Below are 18,859 nucleotides of genomic sequence, written 5' to 3'. Positions count from 1 at the left end.
CGGAAATTGATGAAATCGTTTTCATTTTTTAGAGTAAACTGGTCCTTCATATCGTGTCAACATAGGGGAAATCCCTTGGTGAGACACAATTGTTCCAAAGAGGGAGTAAATTGAAAACGTTCGCATCAAATCGGCGATCGGCGGGCGGCAAGCCGACTTGCGACAGCCGTTTTCGACCCGCGGCTGCCTCCATGTATCATTTCGAGTGTGTGTGGATATGCCGGGCGCCCGGGAACAAGCTCTATCGATGAATACCAAAAAAACTGTCAAAGGCAATCGCAAGGTGCTGCTGAAGGACGTCGCGGCAGGCGCCCAGGTGTCCATCACGACCGCCTCGCGCGCCTTGTCCCAGCCGGACAAGGTCCAGCCCGAGACCCTGGCCCGGATCAAGGCCGCCGCCCTCAAGCTCGGCTACATGCCCAACGGCGCCGCCCGCGCCCTGCGTTCGCGGCGCACCCGCCTGATCGGCACCGTGCTGCCCACCCTGGAATACGCGATCTATATCCGCAAGGTCGAGGCGCTGCAGCGCATCCTCAGCATGAACGGCTATTCCTTGCTGGTCACGGCATCGGGCTATTCGCTGCAAGAGGAATTCCAGCAGGCCCGCACCCTGGTGGAGCGCGGCGTCGAGGGCCTGGTGCTGGTCGGCGGGGTCCATCACCCCGGCCTGATCACGATGCTCGAGGAAAACGAGATTCCCGTGATCACCACGTACACGTACCATGCCGAGGGCCGCTATCCCTGCGTGGGATTCGACAATGTGGGGGTCGCCAGCAAGGCGGTCGGCCATTTCATGGACCTGGGCCATACGCGCATTGCGATGGTGGCCGGTATCACGCGCGACAATGACCGCGCCGGTGGCCGCGTCGAGGGTTTCAAGGCGGCGCTGGCGGCCGCCGGCCTCGAACTGCCGCCGGGATACCTGATCGAAAAGCCCTACAACGTCGCCGCGGGCCGCGAGGCGCTGCGCAGCCTGATCGCGCTGGATCGTCCGCCCACCGCGGTGTTTTGCGCCTCGGACGTGCTGGCGTTCGGCGTGCTGGTGGAATGCACGGCAAAGGGCATCGACGTGCCCGGGCAGATGTCGGTGATCGGCTTCGATAATCTGGAGCTGTGCGCGCATTTTCCGCCGGGCATCACCACCATCGAGGTGCCGGCCACCGAGATGGGCGAGGGCGCCGCGCACTACCTCATCGGGCGCCTGTCGGGGCAGTCCGTCAGCGAACACGTCGAGCTGCAGGCCGACCTGATCCTGCGCTCGACCACGGCGCCGCCGCCACGCGCCCAGGCGGCGCGCAAGGCACGCGCGGCCTCTGCCGGGGCGCGCGCGCGTTGACTAGCGTCCTTGATAGCGCGGGCGGCGTTTTTCCAGGAAGGCCCGCATGCCTTCGGCGCGATCCTCAGTGCCGAAGACGTCCACGACCCGTGCGCGCTCGAAGAGCAGGCCGTCGGACAGCGGCTGCTCGAACGCCGCCTTGACGGCGCGCTTGGCCAGCTGGACCGACAGCGGCGGGTGCTCGGCGATCTGGGCGCCGATCTGGATCGCGCGGGCGACGGTGTCGGCCGGGTCCGTGACCTCGGACACCAGCCCGGCCTCGAGCGCGCGCTGCGCGTCGATCGGCTGTCCCGTGAGGATCATCTGCATGGCCAGGGATTTGCCCACCGCCCGGGGCAAGCGCTGCGTGCCGCCGTCGCCCGGGATCACGCCGATCCCGATTTCAGCCTGGCAGAAGCGGGCGCTGGTCCCGGCGATGATGATGTCGCACAGCATGGCCAGCTCGCAACCGCCCCCCAGCGCATGGCCGTTGACTGCGGCGATGAGGGGCTTGGGGTAGTCCTGCAGGAAGGCCCAGCGGGCCAGGCGTTCCTCGCCCAGGTACCAGTCGACGCCTTGATGGACCATGCCGGAAATGTCGGCGCCCGCCGAAAACACGCGGTCGGACCCGGTCAGCACCACGCAGGCGACCGTGTCGTCCTGCTGGGCGCCGGCCAGGTGGTCCGACAGCTGGATCAGCAGTTCCGTGCTGAGGGAATTGGCCTTGGCGGGACGGTTCAGCGTCAGGACCAGGATGCCGGGTGCCGGACGGTCGCTGAGGACCAGGGCGCCGCCGTCCGTGGCGTCCGGGCATGCTTGCCCGCCCATCTCAGGCGTCCGCATTGCGGTAGACGGTCTCGGGCGTCAGGCCGGCCTGATCGAGCCAATGGGCCAGCCGCTGCGGGTCGTCGATGGCCTTCAGGGGCGGACGCACGTGGGCTGCGGGCAGGCGGCCCAGCGACACCAGGGCGGCCTTCATGCGCGCCTGCCAGTCGATATAGGGCTGGTCGTAGAAGGCCTGCACCGCGGCATACACCCGGGCGCCGACCGCCTCGCAGCGGGCCTTGTCGCCGTCCTGGTAGGCCTGGAACAGGGCGGACTGCAGGTCGGCGATGACGCTGCCGGCGCCCGAGATGATACCGCGCGCGCCCATCGCCAGCGAGCCCATCAGCCAGGACGAGTGGGTCGTCAGCACCGACACCGGCCGCGGCAGGGCGTGCAGCGTGCGGATGTTTTTTTCGTGCAGCGCGGGCTCGGAGCACAGATCCTTGATCGCCACCAGCGTCGGCACCGCCTCGCAGACGCTGACCAGGGTCTTGAGGGACAGTTGCAGTCCGGTCCATTTCGGGAACTGGAACAGGACGATGGGCAGGTCGGTGGCCTCGCCCAGGGCGCGGTAGTAGTCGACGAACAGCTCGGGGCGGTCCTCGCCCCGGAACATCAGCACGTTGGGCGGAAACGCCAGCAGGCACGAGGCGCCGCCGTCGCGCGCCATGCGGGCCAGGCGCTGCGCCTGCTGCGTGCTTTCGGTATAGACGCCGCAGATCACCCGCGTGCGGTCGCCCACCGCATCCATGGTGAGGTCGAGGGCGCGCTGCTGTTCCTCGAAGGACAGGGCGTGGACCTCGGCCGCATGGCCGTTGATCGTCAGGGCGGTCACGCCGGGGACGCCCGCGAGGTCGGCCAGGTGCCGCTTGTAGGCGCCCTCGTCGATCGATAGATCGTCCTTGAACGGCATGAGGACGGCCGGTATCACCCCGGCTGGAACGTACGGCGAACCTGTGGGACTCATCTTGTGCTCCTCGGAAGTATCAAAGTTCGATGATATCGATTTCATGAAATCTGGTCAATATACAGAAGCCATCCGGGCCGATGGGATACCGGGCTTTCCTCATAGGTAAAACCTTATTATGGCCATGGAGTTGCAGATTACGCCGACAGGTTTGTATCCAAGTGCTTGTATGTTTTGGATGATATCGTTTTCATTTTTGTATAGAATCCAGGAACAGGCCCCTCGTGGCCGGGCGCCGTGCGCCCGGGGCGGACGGTGGGCGGCACGCCTGGCGGACCAGGCACAACAAGGAGGCAGCAATGCAGCAAGCAGCAGGGCAGGATTTTTATCTCAAGGTCGGCGACAAGGTCACGTTTTCGAAGACGATCGGCGAAAGCGACGTCTACATGTTCGCGGGGATCACCGGCGACCTGGCGCCCGTCCATACCAACCAGCAGTACATGCGCGACTCGTATTACGGCGAACGCATCGCGCACGGCGTGCTGATCATGGGATTCATGTCGACGACCTCCAGCCTGATCGTGGCCGGCATCCAGCAGCCCAGCGATTCCGAAGTGCCGGTTTCGCTGGGCTACGATCGCGTGCGCTTTCTGAAGGCGGCGCTGATCGGCGACACCGTGACCGTGAACTACGAGGTCGTGGGGATCGATCCCGAGCGCCGGCGCAGCACCGCGTCGGTCACGGCGGTCAACCAGCGCGGCGAGCAGATCGCCATCGCCACGCACATCCTGAAATGGGTGCCGAAGGACTGATGCCAGGCGTGGGGGCGCCGCGACGGCGCCCCGCGGCCCGGCGCTTCTGGTATGGTGTCGCCATCATGCACACGGCTGTGGGTGAAAGGCGATGTACGAATCCAAACATCATGATTTGCTGCCCCTGCGGGATTTCGTGCGCCGGGTGTTGTCCCACGTCGTCTATGCCCTGGCGCTGATCCTCGGCACCTTGTGCCTGGGGGTGCTGGGCAACATGTGGTTCGAGGACATCACCTGGCATGACGCCGTCCTGAATGCCGCCCTCATCGTGGCGGGCATCGGGCCGTTCATCCTGCCGGCGACGGTGGGCGGCAAGATCTTCTTTTCGGTCTTCGGCATTTTCGTCGGCCTGGTGTTCATGGCCACCCTGGGCGTGGTCCTGGCGCCGGTGGCGCACCGCCTGCTCCATAAATTCCACCTCGACGGCGGGGATGAGGACGGACACAGGGCAGCCCCTGCGGGCTGGCCTGTGCCTGACGAATCCGAGCGGCGTGCAGGCCGCGAGGTGGACGGCGCGCCGCCCAAGGGGGCACCATGAGCACCCCGGGCGCCTGGCGCGGCCTGATCGAGGGCCTGGGGCTGCGGCCCCATCCCGAGGGCGGCTACTACCGCGAGACTTTCCGCTCGGATCTGCAGGTGCCGTTCGGGGGCGGTCCGCGCGCGGCCGCGACCTCGATCTATTACCTGCTGGCCGATGGCGCCTGCTCGGCCTGGCATCGGATCGACGCGGACGAGACCTGGTATTTCCATGCGGGCGGTCCGCTGGACCTGCATGTCCTGGCAGCCGACGGCGGGCTGGCCACCCATCGCCTGGGCGATCCGCTGGCGCATCCCGGCGCCGTGTACCAGGCCACTGTGCCGGCCGGCCGCTGGTTCGCCGCCGAACTGGCGCCCTCCGCGGACCACGCCCTGGTGGGCTGCGCGGTCGCGCCGGGGTTCGATTTCGGCGGTTTCCAGCTGGCGCGCCTGGACGACATCCAGCCGGCGCTCGGCCGGCACGGGGACTGGATCCTGCGCCTGCTGAAGGGCGTGGATTAGCGTGCAGGCACGGATCGGCCGGACGGGATGCTAGGGCCGGTCGTCGTAGGCGCGCCGGACGGTTTCGGGGTCATAGGTGCGCTCGAGCCGCCGGATGATGAAGTGCCCGTGCGCCATGTCCTGGAAATGATCGATGAAGGCCAGGTTGATGGCGGCACCGCCGATGGCGCCGATGGCGGGCACGGCCTGCGCGGCCGCCTTGCTGGTCACGTCCGCGCCGAAGCGCTTGGCGATGCGCGTGATGAGCTGGACCATGACGGGCGCGCCCTCGGCGGCGACGTGGTGCGCGGCAAGGAACTGGGTGGCGTCGGTGACGGATTTGGCCAGCGCCGCACGCACGGCGAAATAGCCGCTTTCGGCGCCGTCGTCGGACCCCGAGCGGCCGCCCAGCGCAAAGACCTCGAGGCAGGCCACGCGGGTGCCGGCGTGGCTGATGGATTCGCCCTCGGCGCGGGCGATGTCGGCGATGGATCGCAGCATCACGGTGGTCGAGACCGGTAATTCCACCGCCAGCGCCGCCAGGCCAAAGAATCCCCCTACGCCGCCGCTGGCGGCGGCCCCGAATTTATGCCACAGCCGCGATGAGGTCTCGCCGGGCCGGTCCTGCATCGTGAACAGCGCGGCATCGGCCGCGCGCGTCAGGGCGGCGCGGGCGATGCTGTCGATGCGGGCATTCCAGTCCTTGGGCAGGGCGCGCAGGCCGCGCTCGATGGGCGCGCCCAGCAGATTGGTCATGCGCGCCGCCAGGCCGGGGTGCTCCAGCAAATGCCGGGCCAGCCGCAGATCCGCGAGATCTGCGGTGGACAGCGATGTCGTCAGTGTGGCGGAACCCATGCGTTCCAGCATACGGCGCACGCGGCCCCCGGTCAACGCGGAGGCTGTGACCGTCTGTCAGGCCGCGGCCAGCGCCTGACCGCGTGCCCGGAACTGTGCGCGGATGTCCTCGGGCACCAGCGAGCCGCCGGTGCTCCAGATCACGTGGGTGGCCTGCTCGGCCAGCGGCGTCAGGTTGTGGCGTTGCAGATAGCGGCGCCCACGCGCCGAGCCCAGCAGCCAGCGCGGCCCGCGCAGGCCTGCCGCGGCCGAGGGCTCGATGGCGATGTCGTCGGCCTGTTCCAGGGCGTAGGCGTCCCGGAACAGCGTGTCGTCCTCGACCGTGAACACGCCGGCCAGCAGGCGGGCCATGAGGGGCGCGACCAGGGGCGAAGCCTCGCCCACCGCGAGGCCGTCGGCCTCGGTGCGGTTGTCCAGGCCCACGGCATGCACGGACACCGGGGTGTGGGTGCCGGCGGCCAGCTGCACCAGCATGCAGGGCGAGGCCGTGGGTTCGGCGAAAAAACAATGAACGTGCGGGCCCAGCAGGCGCTTGAGGCCGTAGGCGATGCCGCCCGGCGCGCCGCCCACCCCGCAGGGCAGGTAGACAAAGAGCGGATGACCCGCATCCACGGGCCGGCCCGCGGCCTGCAACTGGTCCACGAGCTCGCGCGCCGCGGTGGTGTATCCCAGGAACAAATCCTCGGAGCGCTCGTCATCGACGAAATGGGCCAGCGGATCCGCCAGGGCGGCGTCGCGGCCCGCGGCGACGGCGGCCGCGTAGTCTCCGGCGTGCTCGACCACCGTGATGCCGCGGCCGCGCAGCCGGTCTTTCTTCCAGGCCTTGGCGTCCGCCGACATGTGAACGACAGCCTGGAATCCCAGGCCGATGCCGATCAGGCCGATGGCCAGGCCCAGGTTGCCGGTGCTGCCGACCGAGACGCTGTGCCGGCCCAGCCAGGCGCGCGCCTCGGGCTGCGCCAGCAATACCCGGTCGTCCCGCGCATTCAGCAGGCCGGCCTCCAGGGCGAGGCGCTCGGCCAGGGCCAGGGCCTCGTGAAAACCGCCGCGCGCCTTGACCGAGCCGGCAACCGGCAGGGCGTCGTCGCGCTTGAGGAACCAGGTGCCGTCGGCCAGCGCGCCGGGTTCGCCGGCCGGCGACAGCCGCCGCTGCAGGCCGGGGATCGGCGTCAGCGGCGAGGACAGCCGGCCGCCGGCGTCGCGCAGCTCGGGGAACACCCGGGCCAGCAAGCCGGCGCAACGGTCGAAGCGCGCATGCGCCTCGGCGGGATCGAGCGGCAGGTCGCGGCCGTCGTCGGCGGGGTCGTGCCCCGCAGGCAGCCACAGCAGCGCTTGCTTGCGCCGCAGGGCGTCCAGTTCTTCGTGACTCAGGCCTTGGATGTCCATGCCGCGCTCCCCCGTACCGTCCATCAGGCGTTCATGTACCAGATCACCTTGGTCTGGGTGTACTGGTCGAACGCTTCCAGGCCCTTGTCGCGGCCGCCGAAGCCCGAGAGCTTGTAGCCGCCGAAGGGTGCGGTGATGTCGCCCTCGGAGAAGCCGTTGACCGACACCGTGCCCGCGCGGATGCGTCGCGACACGCGTTGTGCGCGGCGCACGTCCAGCGTGTAGAGCGATGCGGCCAGGCCGTACTGGGTGTCGTTGGCCAGCGCCACGGCCTCGTCCTCGGTCTCGAAGGTGGTGATGGCGAGGATGGGGCCGAAGACCTCCTCCTGGAACAGGCGCATGCCCGGCGTGACGTTCTCGAAGATCGTCGGCTCGACGTACCATCCGCTGCCCAGTTCGGCATGGATGCGGCCGCCGTGCGCGAGGTTTGCACCCGCGGCGGGGGCGTCCTCGAGGAATTGGCGCACCTTGTCGAAATGTGCTTCTTCGACCATGGGGCCGATCTGGGTGGCCGGGTCCGTGGGCAGGCCGACCTTCCATTTCGCCAGCCCGCGCTTCAGGCGCTCGAGGACGGCGTCCTTGATGCTGGCCTGCACGATCAGGCGTCCGCCGCAGCTGCAGTTCTCGCCCATGTTCCAGTAGGCGGCGGCCAGCATCTGGTCGACGGCGGCGTCCAGGTCCGCATCCTCGAACACCACTTGCGGGCTCTTGCCGCCGCATTCCAGCACGATTTCCTTCAGGTTGCTCTCGGCGGAGTACTTGAGGAAATAGCGGCCGACCTCGGTGGACCCGGTGAAGGACACCATGTCCACATCCATGTGGCGGCCCAGGGGCTCACCGGTATCCTCGCCCGTGCCGGTAACCAGCGTCAGCGCGCCTTCCGGCACGCCGGCTTGGTGGGCGAGCTGCGTCAGGCGGTAGGCGCTGAGCGAGGTCAGCTCCGCGGGCTTGACGACGACCGAGTTGCCGGCGGCCAGCGCGGGGGCGACCTTCCAGGCGAACATCAGCGCGGGGAAGTTCCACGGCAGCACGGCGCCGACCACGCCGATGGGTTCCTTGATGATCAGACCCAGCGTGTCGTTGCCGGTGGGCGAGATCCGGCCAAAGCACTTGTCGATCGCCTCGGCGTACCAGGCGAAGGTTTCCAGCGTTGCCGGCATGTCGGTGTTCAGGCACTCGGTGATCGGCTTGCCGGCATCCACGCAGTCCAGCGCGGCGATCTCCTCAGTGTGTTCCTGGATCAGCGCCACCCAGTCGAGCAGGATGCGCTTGCGCTCGGCGGGTGCCATGCCCGACCATTCGCCCGACTCGAAGCTGGCGCGCGCGGCGGCGACCGCCGCGTCGACGTCGGCGGCCGTTCCCGCGACCATGGAGCCGATCTCGGTGTTGTCGATGGGGCTGACGACCGGCATGCGGGCGGCGGCGGCCTGGAATCCAGGGATGATGGGACCGGCGAACAGCTTGCCGGCCCGGGCCTGGTCGTAGACGCGTTCAATGGCGGACATGGGACCTCCTGTGAGATGCGCGCTGGGTCAGCGCAGGGGTTGCAGGGCGACTTCCAGATCGCGCAGTTCGTCGGCCGACAGCGGCTGGACCGGCTGGCGGCAGGCGCCCACCTTGTTGACGAGGATGTTCGTCGCGGCCTTCACAGCGGGATTGTAGGGGTGGTTCCAGAAGAACAGGTTGGCCGGCAGCATGCGCTTCCACAGCTCGGCGGCCTTGCTGGCCTGACCGGCCTGGACCAGGTCATACAGTTCCACGGCCTGGCGCGGCATCGCGTTGACGGCGCCCCAGAAGCAGCCCTGCGCACCGGCCACCAGGGCGTGGAAGGCGAAGGGATCGGCGCCGTTGAACACCGGCAGTCCGGCGGCCACGAGTTCCTGCAGGCGCACGAAGCTGCCGCTGGTGTCCTTCAGGTACTGGACGTTGTCGATCTGCTGCAGCCGCTTGAAGAAATCCGGCGTGATGTCGAAGCCCGAATGCACGGGGATGTTGTAGGCCATGATCGGCGTCTTGACGGCCTGGGCCACCTTTTCGTAGTGGCTGTAGACACCGTCGGGGGTGGGGCCTTCGAAATAGGGCGGCAGCACCAGCAGGGCGTCGGCGCCCAGGCCTTCGGCGTGGCGCGAGGCCTCGATGGCGTCTTCGGTGCGGATGGCCGAGGTCTGGACGATGAGCTTGGTGCGGCCGTTGATGTGGCGCGCCGCCGTCTCGGCGATCTGGCGCTTTTCCTCGGTGGACAGGAAGGGGAATTCGCCGGTGCCGCCGCACACGGCGATGATGTGGACGCCGGCGTCGACCAGGGTGTCCAGGTGGGTCTTGAAGCGGTCGTAGTCGACCTTCGAGCCGTCGTCGCTCATGGGGGTGCAAGCCGCTGCACAAATGCCTTTCAGTTGACTCATTGCTGTCTCGCTAGATTGGGATAGTGAAAAAAAAGGAGCCATTTCCAGCCGGAAACGGTTGATGCAGAACGGGTAAACCCCTAGTCTGAAAATTATTGGATACAGGATCCAATGAACTCATAATACTGAAAATTGAATATCCGGTCAACGAAATCCGCCAGCGATCTGACCGATGAATTCCGGCGGGCCTTGCCGTCCGCCACCAACCATCCGAGGCAATCACTCATGCTCGATGAAAGCAATTCCGCTGCGGCGATCGCACACGGGGTGAGGCCCGCAGCGCGCCCCGCAAACCTCCTCATGGCCGCGGTGGACACGATGAACGTGGTCCTGCGCTGGGCCGTCGACCTGATCGCCATGGACACCCTGACCACCGCCCTGTCCCCCAGGAATGGCTGGAAGGTCAAGCTCTTCGCGTACCTGGTCACGATCGGCTTTTTCGTGTTCCTGATCGTTGTCGGCATGCGCTGGCTGGAATTCGGCTTCATGGAATCGTCCACCGTCATGGACGTGCCCATGAGCCTCGTCTACCTGTCCATGCCGGTGGGCGGGGTGCTGGCCGTGATCAATATCGTGGTGCGGGCCATCGAAGGGCACCGCAACGTGCGCCTGCTCGGGCACGACGTGGATACCGCCGCGCAATGAGTGCCGACACGCAAAACCCGGGCTATTACACGGAGACCGAACAGTGCTGACTTTTTCCTCCATGATCTTCCTGCTGGTCACGGCGGTGCCCATTTTTGCCGTCATGGGTCTGTCCTCGCTGGTGCTGCTGCACCAGCAGGGGATCGACACCATCGCCGTTCCGCAAAACGTCTTCGAGGCGCTGGACTCCTTCGCGCTGCTGGCCGTGCCGTTCTACGTGCTGGCCGGCACCATGGTGCCGGCCATGCAGGACAAGGGTTACCCAAAGCCGACGGGGGCCGCCCTGGTGGCCGTCGGCGGCGAACTCGGCGCGATCATTCCGCCCTCGCTGCCCATGGTGATCTATGGGCTGGTCGCCAACGTGTCCATCGGCAGCCTGTTTGAAGATCAATATCTTTCCCGCCGGTCAGCTGGGCGGCGAGGTCAAGATGATCCAGGCGGTGCGCACCGGCACCCAGGACCTGGTCATCACCGGCGGCGGACCCGTCGAGAACACCGCCAAGGAATTCTCGGTGTATTCCTTCCCCTACCTGTTCAAGGATCTGGACCAGGCCAACAGCGTGATGCAAGGTCCCGTGGGCCAGGAAATGCTGGACCTGCTCAGCAAGCATCGCCTGCTGGGGCTGGGCTTCATTTCCCCCATCGAGCGCAATATCTTCACCAACGGCAAGCGCATCACCAACGCCGACGACATGAAGGGCCTGAAGATCCGCGTGATCCAGGGCCAGGGCTTCGTCAAGACCTATGAGGCGCTGGGCGCCCAGCCCACGCCCATGGCCTACGCAGAGCTCTACACCGCGCTGCAGAACGGTGCGGTGGATGCGGCCGAAAACTCCCCGGACGTGTTCGTCCAGGACAAGTTCATCGAGGTGTCCAAGACCTACACCATGGCCCGGGTGATGTACATGCCCGCGCTGATGCTGATGTCGCCGTCGCGCTTCGAGCGTCTCAGCCCCGAACAGCAGCAGGTCATCCGCGAGGCCGCCGCCGCCGCCATCGCGTCCGCCGACAGCCATTACAAAAAGGGCTATGCCGACAGCATGAAGATCATCAAGGATCGCGGCGTCGAGATCATCGAACCCGATATCGAGTCCTTCCGCCAGATCGGCGCCTCGGTGCATGCCGGCCTGCTCGAAAGCCTGCCTGACACCAAGCCCTGGTACGAGAAAATCGTCGCCCAGACCAAGTAATCATGAATGTCCCGGCCGCACAGCGGCCGGATCAGTGGGGCGCGGCGCCGTCTGGCGGCCGCGCCTCTGCGTTTATCGCTTGTGCGCCACCAGGATGCCGCACAATTGTTCTTTGGTCTGGCTGATGTGTTCGGCCAGCAATGCGGTTGCCTCCTGGGTCTTGCCGTCGCGCGACAGGTCGAGTATTCGGTGGTGATCGGTCGACCCGTCGGAGACGGCGTCGGTCATGGCCATCTGCAGCCGTATGTAGCGGTCCACCTGCACATTGATCCGATGGATGAAGGACAGCGTGACGGATCGGTCCGACAATTCGTACAGGCTCAGGTGGAACTTGGCGTTCAGTGCGCCCCAGTGCCCCAGGTTGCCGGCCTCGTAGGACTCGTCCAGCTCTTGCAGGATGGCCTCCGACTTGGCCAGGGACTGGGGGGTCATTCTAGGGATGGCGCGCGCCAGCAGGTCGGGCTCCAGCAACAAGCGCAGATCGAAGATCTCGTCGATTTCCGCCAGCGACAGGTCGGAGATGAGGGCGCCCCGGTTTGCCTGTGTGACGACCAGGCCTTCCGAGTTCAGTTGCTGCAGGGCCTCGCGCACCGGCATCCTCGAGACGCCGTATTCGTTGGCGATCTGTTCCTGACGCAGCATCGTCCCGCCTTCGAATTCGCCGTTGATGATCCGCTTGCGCAAATCCTCCGCCAGTGTCGAGGCGAGGCTTTGCCGCTTCAAAATCCGCTTGACCTTCGTGACTGCCTGATCCACGGGCGCCGTCCTTATTGAGAGCTGTTGGATTATTGTAGCCCGGATCCAAAAGCCTTTTGCGATGAAATTCCCATATCGGGGCGCGGCGCTTGCCCCCCGGTGGCATTCAGGCCTTCGCATCCAGGACGTAGCGCGCGCGCCCGGCCCCCATCCCCATCAGCCAGACCAGCGCACAGATGGCCAGCAGGAAAATCGCGGTCGAGTCCCAGCCGTGGCTGTGCTCGTAGAGCACGCCGACCAGGAACGGCCCGGCGGCGGCGATGGTGTAGCCGACGCCCTGCGCCATGCCCGACAGGGCGGTCGCCTGCAGCGGCGTCCGGGTGCGCAGCACCACCAGCGACAGGCCGAGGCTGAAGGTGCCGCCCATGCCCAGGCCGGCCAGCAGGATCCAGAGCCAGGCCGAGGCGGGCGGCGCGTAGATCATGCCTGTCAGGCCGACCGCGAACAGGACGACGGACAGGGTGGCCGGCAGGCGCTGGTTGCGTCCGCGCGCCGCCATCCAGGGCACGGCGAAGGTCGACAGCAATTGCACCATCAGGGCGGCCGACAGCGCGGCCCCCGCCTCGACAGGATGCATGCCGCGATCGATCAGGATGGCGGGCATCCAGCCGATCGCGCTGTGGCCGAGGCTGGATTGCAAGCCCATGAACAGGGTCACCTGCCAGGCCAGTGGATCGCGCCACAGTGCGCGGGTGAAGCCCGCGTCGGCTCCGCCGGCCGGCGCCGTCAGTGGCGTGGCGGGCGCCCGGTGCCAGCAGAATGCACCCAGCAGCGCGGGCAGCAGCCAGAATGCCAGGCTCCAGCGCCAGTCGCTGTAGGGCAGGCGGGCGATGGGCGCCGACAGGCCGGCGCCCAGGCCCGCGCCCAGGCAAAAGATCATGGTGTAGAGACTCATGATGGGGCCGATGCGCTGGGGGAAGGCCTGCTTGGCGATCGCCGGCACCAGCACCATCATGATGCTGATGCCGGCGCTGGCGATCAGGATCCCCGCGAACAGGCCGAAAGACCCCATGACGCCGCGCAGGCCGATGCCGGCGGCCAGGATCAGCAGCCCCGCGGCGACCAGACGCTGTGCCGACATGAAGCGCAACAGCGACGGCACCGCCACGCTGAAGATCCCGAAACTGAAGGTGGGCACGGCGATGAGCAGGCCGGCAACCGAGGGCGACAGGGACAGCGCGGCGCGCAGGTCGTCCAGCACCGCGGGCATGCTGGTGACCATCGGCCGCATGTTCAGGCCCGCCAGCAGGATGGCGAGCACCAGCACCCACTGGCGGCGGCCGGATGCCGGCCGGCCCTCAGCCACCGGCCCGTCCCAGCGCGGCGCTGATCGCCTTGGCCTCGGCCAGCATCATGCGGGCCACCGCGCTGTCGGCCGATGCCTCGAATCCGCCGGTGGCGCCCAGCACGGTGAGCACCGCGCAGACGTGGCCCGAAAAATCATGCAGGGGCACCGCGATCGCGCTGATGCCCTGCAGGTTGGTGTCCTTGACGACCGCCATGCCCGCGGCGCGAACCTCGCGCTGGATGTGGCCGATGGGATCGCGGGCCGCCAGCATGGCGCGCTGGGCGGCGGAGGCCGCGCGCAGTTCGCCCTGTGCCAGCAGGTGGACGCGGGAATCGTCCAGGAAACTGAGGCACACACGGCCGGTGGCCGACCACAGCAGCGGCAGGACGGAGCCCACGCGCACGTTCAGCGTGACCGGCAGGCCGGGCTCCTCGAAGCGCACGATGGTCGGCCCCTTGTTGCCCATGACGGCGATGAAGCAGGTCATCTCCAGCGTTTCGCGCAGCCGCAACAGCGCGGGTTCGGCGACGCGGATCGGGTCGGCCAGACGCATGGCGGCCAGGCCGATGTGGATGCAGGCGGCGCCCAGGTAGTACTGGGACGAGGCCGGATCCTGGGACACCAGGCCCTCGTCCATCAGGCTGATCAGGTAGCGGTGGACCTTGGCGGGGTTTTCCGAGACGTGGCGCGCAAGCGCCGTCAGGCTGGCGCGGCCGCCCAGTTGCGCGAGGCCCTTGAGGACGATCATGCCGGTGGCGATGGCCTGCACGCGCTGGCGCCTCGGCCGGGGCGCGGGGGGGGCGTTCTGGGCCTTGTGGATGGTCATGATCGGAGGGTGTCGGCGGTCATTGGCGTGGTGACAGTATATAGCGTGGGCAGGCGCGGCTGAAGGGAAAACCCTGTGTTGAATTTACGCAAAGCGATATAGAATTACGCTAATAATTTTGATGTAAATCAATTTTGGAATCTGTCGCCATGGCCCGCAACGCACACGACCCAGGGATCGCGGCCTGCCCGGTGAGTCACGCCGGGGAACATCCGGCGGCGTCCGGGTGCCCCGTCGGCGAACATGCCGCCGCTTTCGACCCTTTCACCGATGCCTACATGGAAAACCCGTCCGAGTTCGTGCGCTGGGCGCGCGAACAGGCGCCGGTGTTCTACAGCCCCAAGCTCGACTACTGGGTGGTGACCCGCCACCAGGCGATCAAGGACATCTTTCGCGATCCATTCACTTTCAGCCCGTCCAACACGCTGGAGTCGCTCGCGCCGCCGTCGGCCGAGGCCGATGCCATCCTGAAGTCCTACGACTACGCCATGAACCGCACGCTGGTGAACGAGGACGAGCCCGTGCACATGGCGCGCCGCCGTGTGCTCATGGCGCCCTTCACGCCCGAGCACCTGCGCGAGCACGAGCCCATGGTGCGGCGGCTGGTCACCGAGGCGATCGACGGCTTCGTCGATGCGGGCGAGGTCGACCTGTTCAAGCGCCTGCTGTGGGCCGTGCCGTTTTCGGTGGCCCTGCACTTTCTCGGCATCGACGATGCCGAGGACCGCGAAAAGATGCACGAATTCTGTATTGCGCACACCAAGAACGCCTTTGGCCGGCCCACGCCGCAGGAACGGGTCGAGGTGGCGCATGCGGTGGGCAAATTCTGGCGGCTATCGGGCGAGATCCTGGAAAAGATGAAGCGCACGCCCGACGGTCCGGGCTGGATGCGCTATTCCATTCGCCAGCAGAAAGACCACCCGGACGTGGTCACCGATTCCTATCTGCATTCCATGATGATGGCCATCATCGTGGCGGCGCACGAGTCCACTTCCTTTGCCTGTGCCAATGCCATTCGCATGCTGCTCGAGCATCGCCAGGTCTGGGACGATCTGTGCGAGGATCCCACGCTGATCTCGCCGGCGGTCGAGGAATGCCTGCGCCACAACGGGCCGATCGGATCGTGGCGGCGGCGCGCCCTGCGCGACGTCGAGATCGAGGGGGTCAGGATCCCGGCCGGCGCGCGGCTGCTGCTGGTGGTCTCGTCGGCCAACCACGACGGCCGGCGCTTCAGCGATCCTGACTTCTTCGACATCCGCCGCGACAACGCCATCGAGCACCTGTCCTTCGGCTTTGGCGCCCACCAGTGCCTGGGCAAGAACATCGGCCGCATGGAAATGCAGATCATCATCGGCGAGCTCACGCGGCGCCTGCCGCACATGGAACTGCTGCCCCAGACGTACCACTATGTGCACAACCTGGCGTTTCGCGGACCGCAGAACCTGCGGGTGCGCTGGGATCCGGCGCGCAACCCCGAGCGGCGCGACCCGGCCGTGCGCGTCCGCCACCACGAGATCCGCCTGGGCGGGCCGCTGGCCAGCGCCATCGTGCGCAAACTGCAAGTGGCGGCGGCCGACGTCGTGGCGCCCGATATCGTGCGCCTGCGGCTGGCCTCGCCGGACGGCGGGGTCCTGCCGCGCTGGGAGCCCGGCGCGCACATCGACGTCGAATGCGGCGATACAGGGCTGTCGCGCCAATATTCACTGTGCGGCGACCCCGAGGATCGCCATCATTGGGACATCGCCGTCCTGCACGACCCGGCCAGCCGCGGCGGTTCACAGTGGATACACCGCTACGCACGGCCCGGTGCCATCCTGCGCGTGCGCGGTCCGCGCAACCATTTCCACATGGACGATGCGGCCGACGGGCCGCTGCTGCTGATCGCCGGCGGCATCGGCATCACGCCCATCATGGCCATGGCCGCGCGGGCGCGCCGGCGCGGCAGCGACTATGCGCTGCACTACAGCTGTGCCAGCCGCGGGCGTGCCGCGTTTCTCGAGGCGCTGCAGGCCCTGCATGGCGAGCGCCTGCACCTGCATCTCAGCGACGAGGGCAGCCGCAACGATTTCGAGGCCCTGCTGGGGCAAACGCCGCCCTCGGCGCGCATCTATGCTTGCGGCCCGACACGGATGCTCGATGCGCTGCAAACCGCGGTCGAGGCGGCCGGCCGTCCCGCCGAGGCCCTGCGTTTCGAGCATTTCAGCAATACCTCGCCGCGGCTGGATCCGGCTCGCGAGCGCGCCTTCCAGGTGCGCTTGCGCCACTCGGATCTCACCCTCGAGGTGCCCGCCGACAAGACGCTGCTGGAGGTGCTGCATGCCAACAACATCGACGTGCAAAGCGATTGCGAGGAAGGGCTGTGCGGGACCTGCGAGGTCGGCGTGGCCGCCGGGCGGATCGATCATCGCGACAGCGTGCTGGATCCGGCCGCGCGCAAGGCGGGCGATCGCATGATGGCCTGCTGCTCGCGCTGCATCGACGGTGACCTGGAGCTCGAACTCTAGCGTCGTATCGCGCAGGCCGGCCCGGCTTTGGCGTGTAGTTTGATTCCATCCCTATGCAGTCCAACGAAAAACAGGAGACACCCATGAAATTCCTCGTTCGCGGCAGCCTGGCCGCTTTTGCGCTCACCGCCTTCGGGCTCGCGGCCCAGGCCGCCGAGCCGCCCATCAAGATCGGCGCCATCCTGTCGGTCACCGGGCCCGGCGCCTTCCTCGGCGATCCCGAGCTCAAGACCCTCAAGCTCTACGTCGACGAGATCAACAAGAAGGGCGGCGTCCTGAACCGCAAGCTGGAACTCGTGGAATACGACGACGGCAGCGATTCCAACAAGGCCAACGGGTTCGCCAAGCGCCTGATCTACGACGACGAGGTGGACGCCTTCCTGGTCGGCACGACGGGCTCGACCATGGCGGCGATCCCGCTGGCGGAAAAGGCCGAGGTGCCGCTGATGTCCCTGGGCGGGGCGATCGCCATCACCGAGCCGGTCAAGAAATGGGTCTTCAAGACCCCGCATACGGATCGCATGGCGGCGGAAAAAGTCTTCGAGGACATGAAAAAGCGCGGCTTCACCAAGATCGCGCTGCTGAGCGAGGCCAGCGGGTTCGGGCAGTCGGGCAAGAAAGAGGCCGAGGCCACCGCGGGCGACTACGGCATCACGATCATCGAGAACGAAACCTACGGCGCCAAGGACACCGACATGAGTCCGCAATTGACCAAGATCCGCGCCAATCCGGAGGTCCAGGCGGTGTTCATTTTCGGCTTCGGCCAAGGCCCGGCGCTGGCGACGCGCAATTATCGGCAATTGGGCATCAAGGTCCCGCTGTACCAGTCGCATGGCGTGGCCTCGGACCAGTTCATCAAGCTTGCCCGCGAGGCCGCCAACGGCGTGCGCCTGCCCTCGCCGGCCTTGATCGTGGCCGATCAGCTCTCGGGCAACGACCAGCAAAAGCCCGTGGTGGACGCCTATGTCAAGGCCTATTCCGCCCGCTGGAACGAGAACGTTTCCACCTTCGGCTCCTACGCCTATGACGGCCTGATGATCATGGTCGAGGCGCTGGAGCGCGCCGGCACGACCGACAAGTACAAGTTCCGCGACGCCATCGAGGCCACGCAAGGCTATGTCGGCACGACCGGCATCTTCAACATGTCGCCCACGGACCATACGGGCCTGGATCTGCGCGCCTTCAAGATGCTCGAGATCGAAGGCGGCAAGTGGAAGCTGATCGAATAAGGCCGCTGGCCGGCGCGCCGGGCGGGCGGCCCGCGTCCCGGCACCTCGCTTTTTGCGAATAGGCGGGCGCCGCCCCGCGGCCTATCCTGCATCCTCCATCGAAGACAAGGAGGCGGCGATGCGGGAACGCTTGGATTGCGCGGTACTGGCCGCGGGGCAGAATGATTGGGTGGATACCTTGGTGGGGGCGCATGCCGGGGGACGGCTGCACCTGCACGCGCCGCCGGGCGCGCGCGGCGGCGGTGTCGCCGCGATGCTGGCCGATCCGGCCCTGTCCCTGGGGCGGTACGACGCCTGCCTGGTGTACATGGACGGCCCGGGCCTGGCGGCCTGGCGCGTGGCGCTGGCCGGTGCGCGCCGGCCCGATGCGCACCTGATCGCCTATGCGGTCGACCTGCGGGCGCGGGCCATCCACGACTTGTACGGGCTGGGCATGGCCGATTTCGTCCGGCCGCCATTTTGCGCCGAGGCCCTCAGGGCGAGGATCGAGCGCCTGCTGGATGGCGCCGCGCCGCCCGCGCCGCCCGCGCCGATACTGGCCGAGGACGATCCGTGCTATGGTCTGGCCTCGCTTCGGCCGACGGCCGACGAGGACGCGCTGTGTGCGACCATCCTCCGGCGCTCCGGTGCCGAGCTCGAGGCGTACGCCGTGGCGGCTGCCTCGCGCCACGCCTCCTCGCGCGAATCGTTTCGCGAGGCCAAGGGGCGCATCATCGAACGTTTCGAGCGCGCCTACATCCATGCGGCATTGGGCCGCCATCGCGGCAACATCGCGATGGCGGCGCGCGCCGCGCAAAAGCATCGGCGGGCCTTCTGGGCGCTGATGCGCAAGCACGACATCGACCCTGCGCCCTATCGGGCGGAGGCTTCCCCGGGGGCCGCGCCGGACGGTTAAAATTGCC

General features: G+C 67.2%; 18 protein-coding genes and 1 pseudogene. 10 read left to right on the top strand and 9 right to left on the bottom strand.

The window, feature by feature from the left end; all coding sequences use genetic code 11:
* Positions 1 to 247 precede the first annotated feature (247 nt).
* The gene (locus OOZ48_RS17135; protein WP_269500036.1) at positions 248 to 1,336 is read left to right on the top strand and encodes a LacI family DNA-binding transcriptional regulator; all 1,089 of its coding nucleotides are present in this window, start codon (positions 248 to 250) and stop codon (positions 1,334 to 1,336) included.
* Here OOZ48_RS17135 and OOZ48_RS17130 read toward each other — a convergent pair whose 3' ends face one another.
* Together OOZ48_RS17130 and OOZ48_RS17125 are read right to left on the bottom strand one after the other, a co-directional pair.
* Positions 1,337 to 2,143 carry an enoyl-CoA hydratase-related protein gene (locus OOZ48_RS17130; protein ID WP_269500035.1) on the bottom strand — a complete coding sequence of 269 codons (807 nt, stop codon included), beginning with the start codon at positions 2,141 to 2,143 and terminating at the stop codon, positions 1,337 to 1,339. It abuts the gene before it with no gap.
* Between the two features lies 1 nt (position 2,144).
* The gene (locus OOZ48_RS17125; protein ID WP_269500034.1) at positions 2,145 to 3,107 is read right to left on the bottom strand and encodes a dihydrodipicolinate synthase family protein; all 963 of its coding nucleotides are present in this window, start codon (positions 3,105 to 3,107) and stop codon (positions 2,145 to 2,147) included.
* 299 nt (positions 3,108 to 3,406) lie between these two features.
* On the opposite strand from OOZ48_RS17125, the gene OOZ48_RS17120 reads away from it, so the two are divergent.
* The 3 genes from OOZ48_RS17120 (at position 3,407) to OOZ48_RS17110 (ending at position 4,897) form a co-directional block, all read left to right on the top strand.
* A complete protein-coding gene (locus tag OOZ48_RS17120) occupies positions 3,407 to 3,859 on the top strand; it encodes a MaoC family dehydratase (protein ID WP_269500033.1) in 453 nt (150 codons plus the stop codon).
* Between the two features lie 91 nt (positions 3,860 to 3,950).
* Entirely contained in the window at positions 3,951 to 4,397 is a 447-nt protein-coding gene (locus OOZ48_RS17115) for a two pore domain potassium channel family protein (protein ID WP_269500032.1), read from the top strand.
* Positions 4,394 to 4,897 (top strand): cupin domain-containing protein, encoded by a 504-nt coding sequence (locus tag OOZ48_RS17110; RefSeq protein WP_269500031.1) that lies wholly within the window; start codon positions 4,394 to 4,396, stop codon positions 4,895 to 4,897. The genes OOZ48_RS17115 and OOZ48_RS17110 overlap by 4 nt, the downstream gene beginning before the upstream one ends.
* A 30-nt stretch (positions 4,898 to 4,927) precedes the next feature.
* Here the strand turns inward: OOZ48_RS17110 and OOZ48_RS17105 are convergent, their stop codons facing one another.
* Genes OOZ48_RS17105 through OOZ48_RS17090 form a run of 4 tightly spaced genes read right to left on the bottom strand, consistent with a single transcriptional unit; the run spans position 4,928 to position 9,519 of the window.
* Entirely contained in the window at positions 4,928 to 5,731 is an 804-nt protein-coding gene (locus tag OOZ48_RS17105) for an EcsC family protein (protein ID WP_269500030.1), read from the bottom strand.
* Positions 5,732 to 5,788: 57 nt separating this feature from the next.
* Positions 5,789 to 7,117 carry a D-serine ammonia-lyase gene (locus tag OOZ48_RS17100; RefSeq protein ID WP_269500029.1) on the bottom strand — a complete coding sequence of 443 codons (1,329 nt, stop codon included), beginning with the start codon at positions 7,115 to 7,117 and terminating at the stop codon, positions 5,789 to 5,791.
* 23 nt (positions 7,118 to 7,140) lie between these two features.
* Entirely contained in the window at positions 7,141 to 8,622 is a 1,482-nt protein-coding gene (locus OOZ48_RS17095) for an aldehyde dehydrogenase (protein WP_269500028.1), read from the bottom strand.
* A gap of 27 nt (positions 8,623 to 8,649) precedes the next feature.
* Complete coding sequence (locus OOZ48_RS17090; RefSeq protein ID WP_269500027.1) at positions 8,650 to 9,519, bottom strand: dihydrodipicolinate synthase family protein; 870 nt, start codon at positions 9,517 to 9,519, stop codon at positions 8,650 to 8,652.
* Positions 9,520 to 9,744: 225 nt separating this feature from the next.
* Between OOZ48_RS17090 and OOZ48_RS17085 the strand changes: the two genes are divergently transcribed.
* The 3 genes and pseudogenes from OOZ48_RS17085 (at position 9,745) to OOZ48_RS17075 (ending at position 11,354) form a co-directional block, all read left to right on the top strand.
* Positions 9,745 to 10,164: a TRAP transporter small permease gene (locus OOZ48_RS17085; RefSeq protein ID WP_269500026.1), complete on the top strand. Its 420-nt coding sequence runs from the start codon at positions 9,745 to 9,747 to the stop codon at positions 10,162 to 10,164.
* Positions 10,165 to 10,225: 61 nt separating this feature from the next.
* A pseudogene (locus tag OOZ48_RS18500) lies at positions 10,226 to 10,486 on the top strand (TRAP transporter large permease subunit); the annotation flags it as partial.
* Between the two features lie 58 nt (positions 10,487 to 10,544).
* Positions 10,545 to 11,354, top strand: a complete 810-nt coding sequence (locus tag OOZ48_RS17075) for a TRAP transporter substrate-binding protein (RefSeq protein ID WP_269500025.1) — start codon at positions 10,545 to 10,547, stop codon at positions 11,352 to 11,354.
* A gap of 72 nt (positions 11,355 to 11,426) precedes the next feature.
* Here the strand turns inward: OOZ48_RS17075 and OOZ48_RS17070 are convergent, their stop codons facing one another.
* From OOZ48_RS17070 to OOZ48_RS17060, 3 genes are all read right to left on the bottom strand, one after another.
* Positions 11,427 to 12,110 carry a GntR family transcriptional regulator gene (locus OOZ48_RS17070; protein ID WP_269500024.1) on the bottom strand — a complete coding sequence of 228 codons (684 nt, stop codon included), beginning with the start codon at positions 12,108 to 12,110 and terminating at the stop codon, positions 11,427 to 11,429.
* Between the two features lie 106 nt (positions 12,111 to 12,216).
* On the bottom strand, positions 12,217 to 13,416 hold the full coding sequence (locus OOZ48_RS17065) for a CynX/NimT family MFS transporter (RefSeq protein WP_269500023.1): 1,200 nt from the start codon (positions 13,414 to 13,416) through the stop codon (positions 12,217 to 12,219).
* Positions 13,409 to 14,224 carry an IclR family transcriptional regulator gene (locus OOZ48_RS17060; RefSeq protein WP_269500022.1) on the bottom strand — a complete coding sequence of 272 codons (816 nt, stop codon included), beginning with the start codon at positions 14,222 to 14,224 and terminating at the stop codon, positions 13,409 to 13,411. The genes OOZ48_RS17065 and OOZ48_RS17060 overlap by 8 nt, the downstream gene beginning before the upstream one ends.
* A 149-nt stretch (positions 14,225 to 14,373) precedes the next feature.
* Here OOZ48_RS17060 and OOZ48_RS17055 point away from each other — a divergent pair, with 149 nt between their 5' ends.
* The 3 genes from OOZ48_RS17055 (at position 14,374) to OOZ48_RS17045 (ending at position 18,852) form a co-directional block, all read left to right on the top strand.
* Positions 14,374 to 16,728 (top strand): cytochrome P450/oxidoreductase, encoded by a 2,355-nt coding sequence (locus OOZ48_RS17055; RefSeq protein ID WP_269500021.1) that lies wholly within the window; start codon positions 14,374 to 14,376, stop codon positions 16,726 to 16,728.
* A gap of 83 nt (positions 16,729 to 16,811) precedes the next feature.
* Positions 16,812 to 17,957 carry an ABC transporter substrate-binding protein gene (locus OOZ48_RS17050; RefSeq protein WP_269500020.1) on the top strand — a complete coding sequence of 382 codons (1,146 nt, stop codon included), beginning with the start codon at positions 16,812 to 16,814 and terminating at the stop codon, positions 17,955 to 17,957.
* 118 nt (positions 17,958 to 18,075) lie between these two features.
* Positions 18,076 to 18,852: a hypothetical protein gene (locus OOZ48_RS17045; protein ID WP_269500019.1), complete on the top strand. Its 777-nt coding sequence runs from the start codon at positions 18,076 to 18,078 to the stop codon at positions 18,850 to 18,852.
* Positions 18,853 to 18,859: the final 7 nt, after the last annotated feature.

The sequence above is a fragment of the Castellaniella sp. S9 genome (genome assembly GCF_027257175.1).
Lineage (GTDB): Bacteria > Pseudomonadota > Gammaproteobacteria > Burkholderiales > Burkholderiaceae_B > Castellaniella.
Note: the sequence above shows the minus strand (reverse complement) of the source record. Positions and strands in the feature narration are given on the sequence as shown.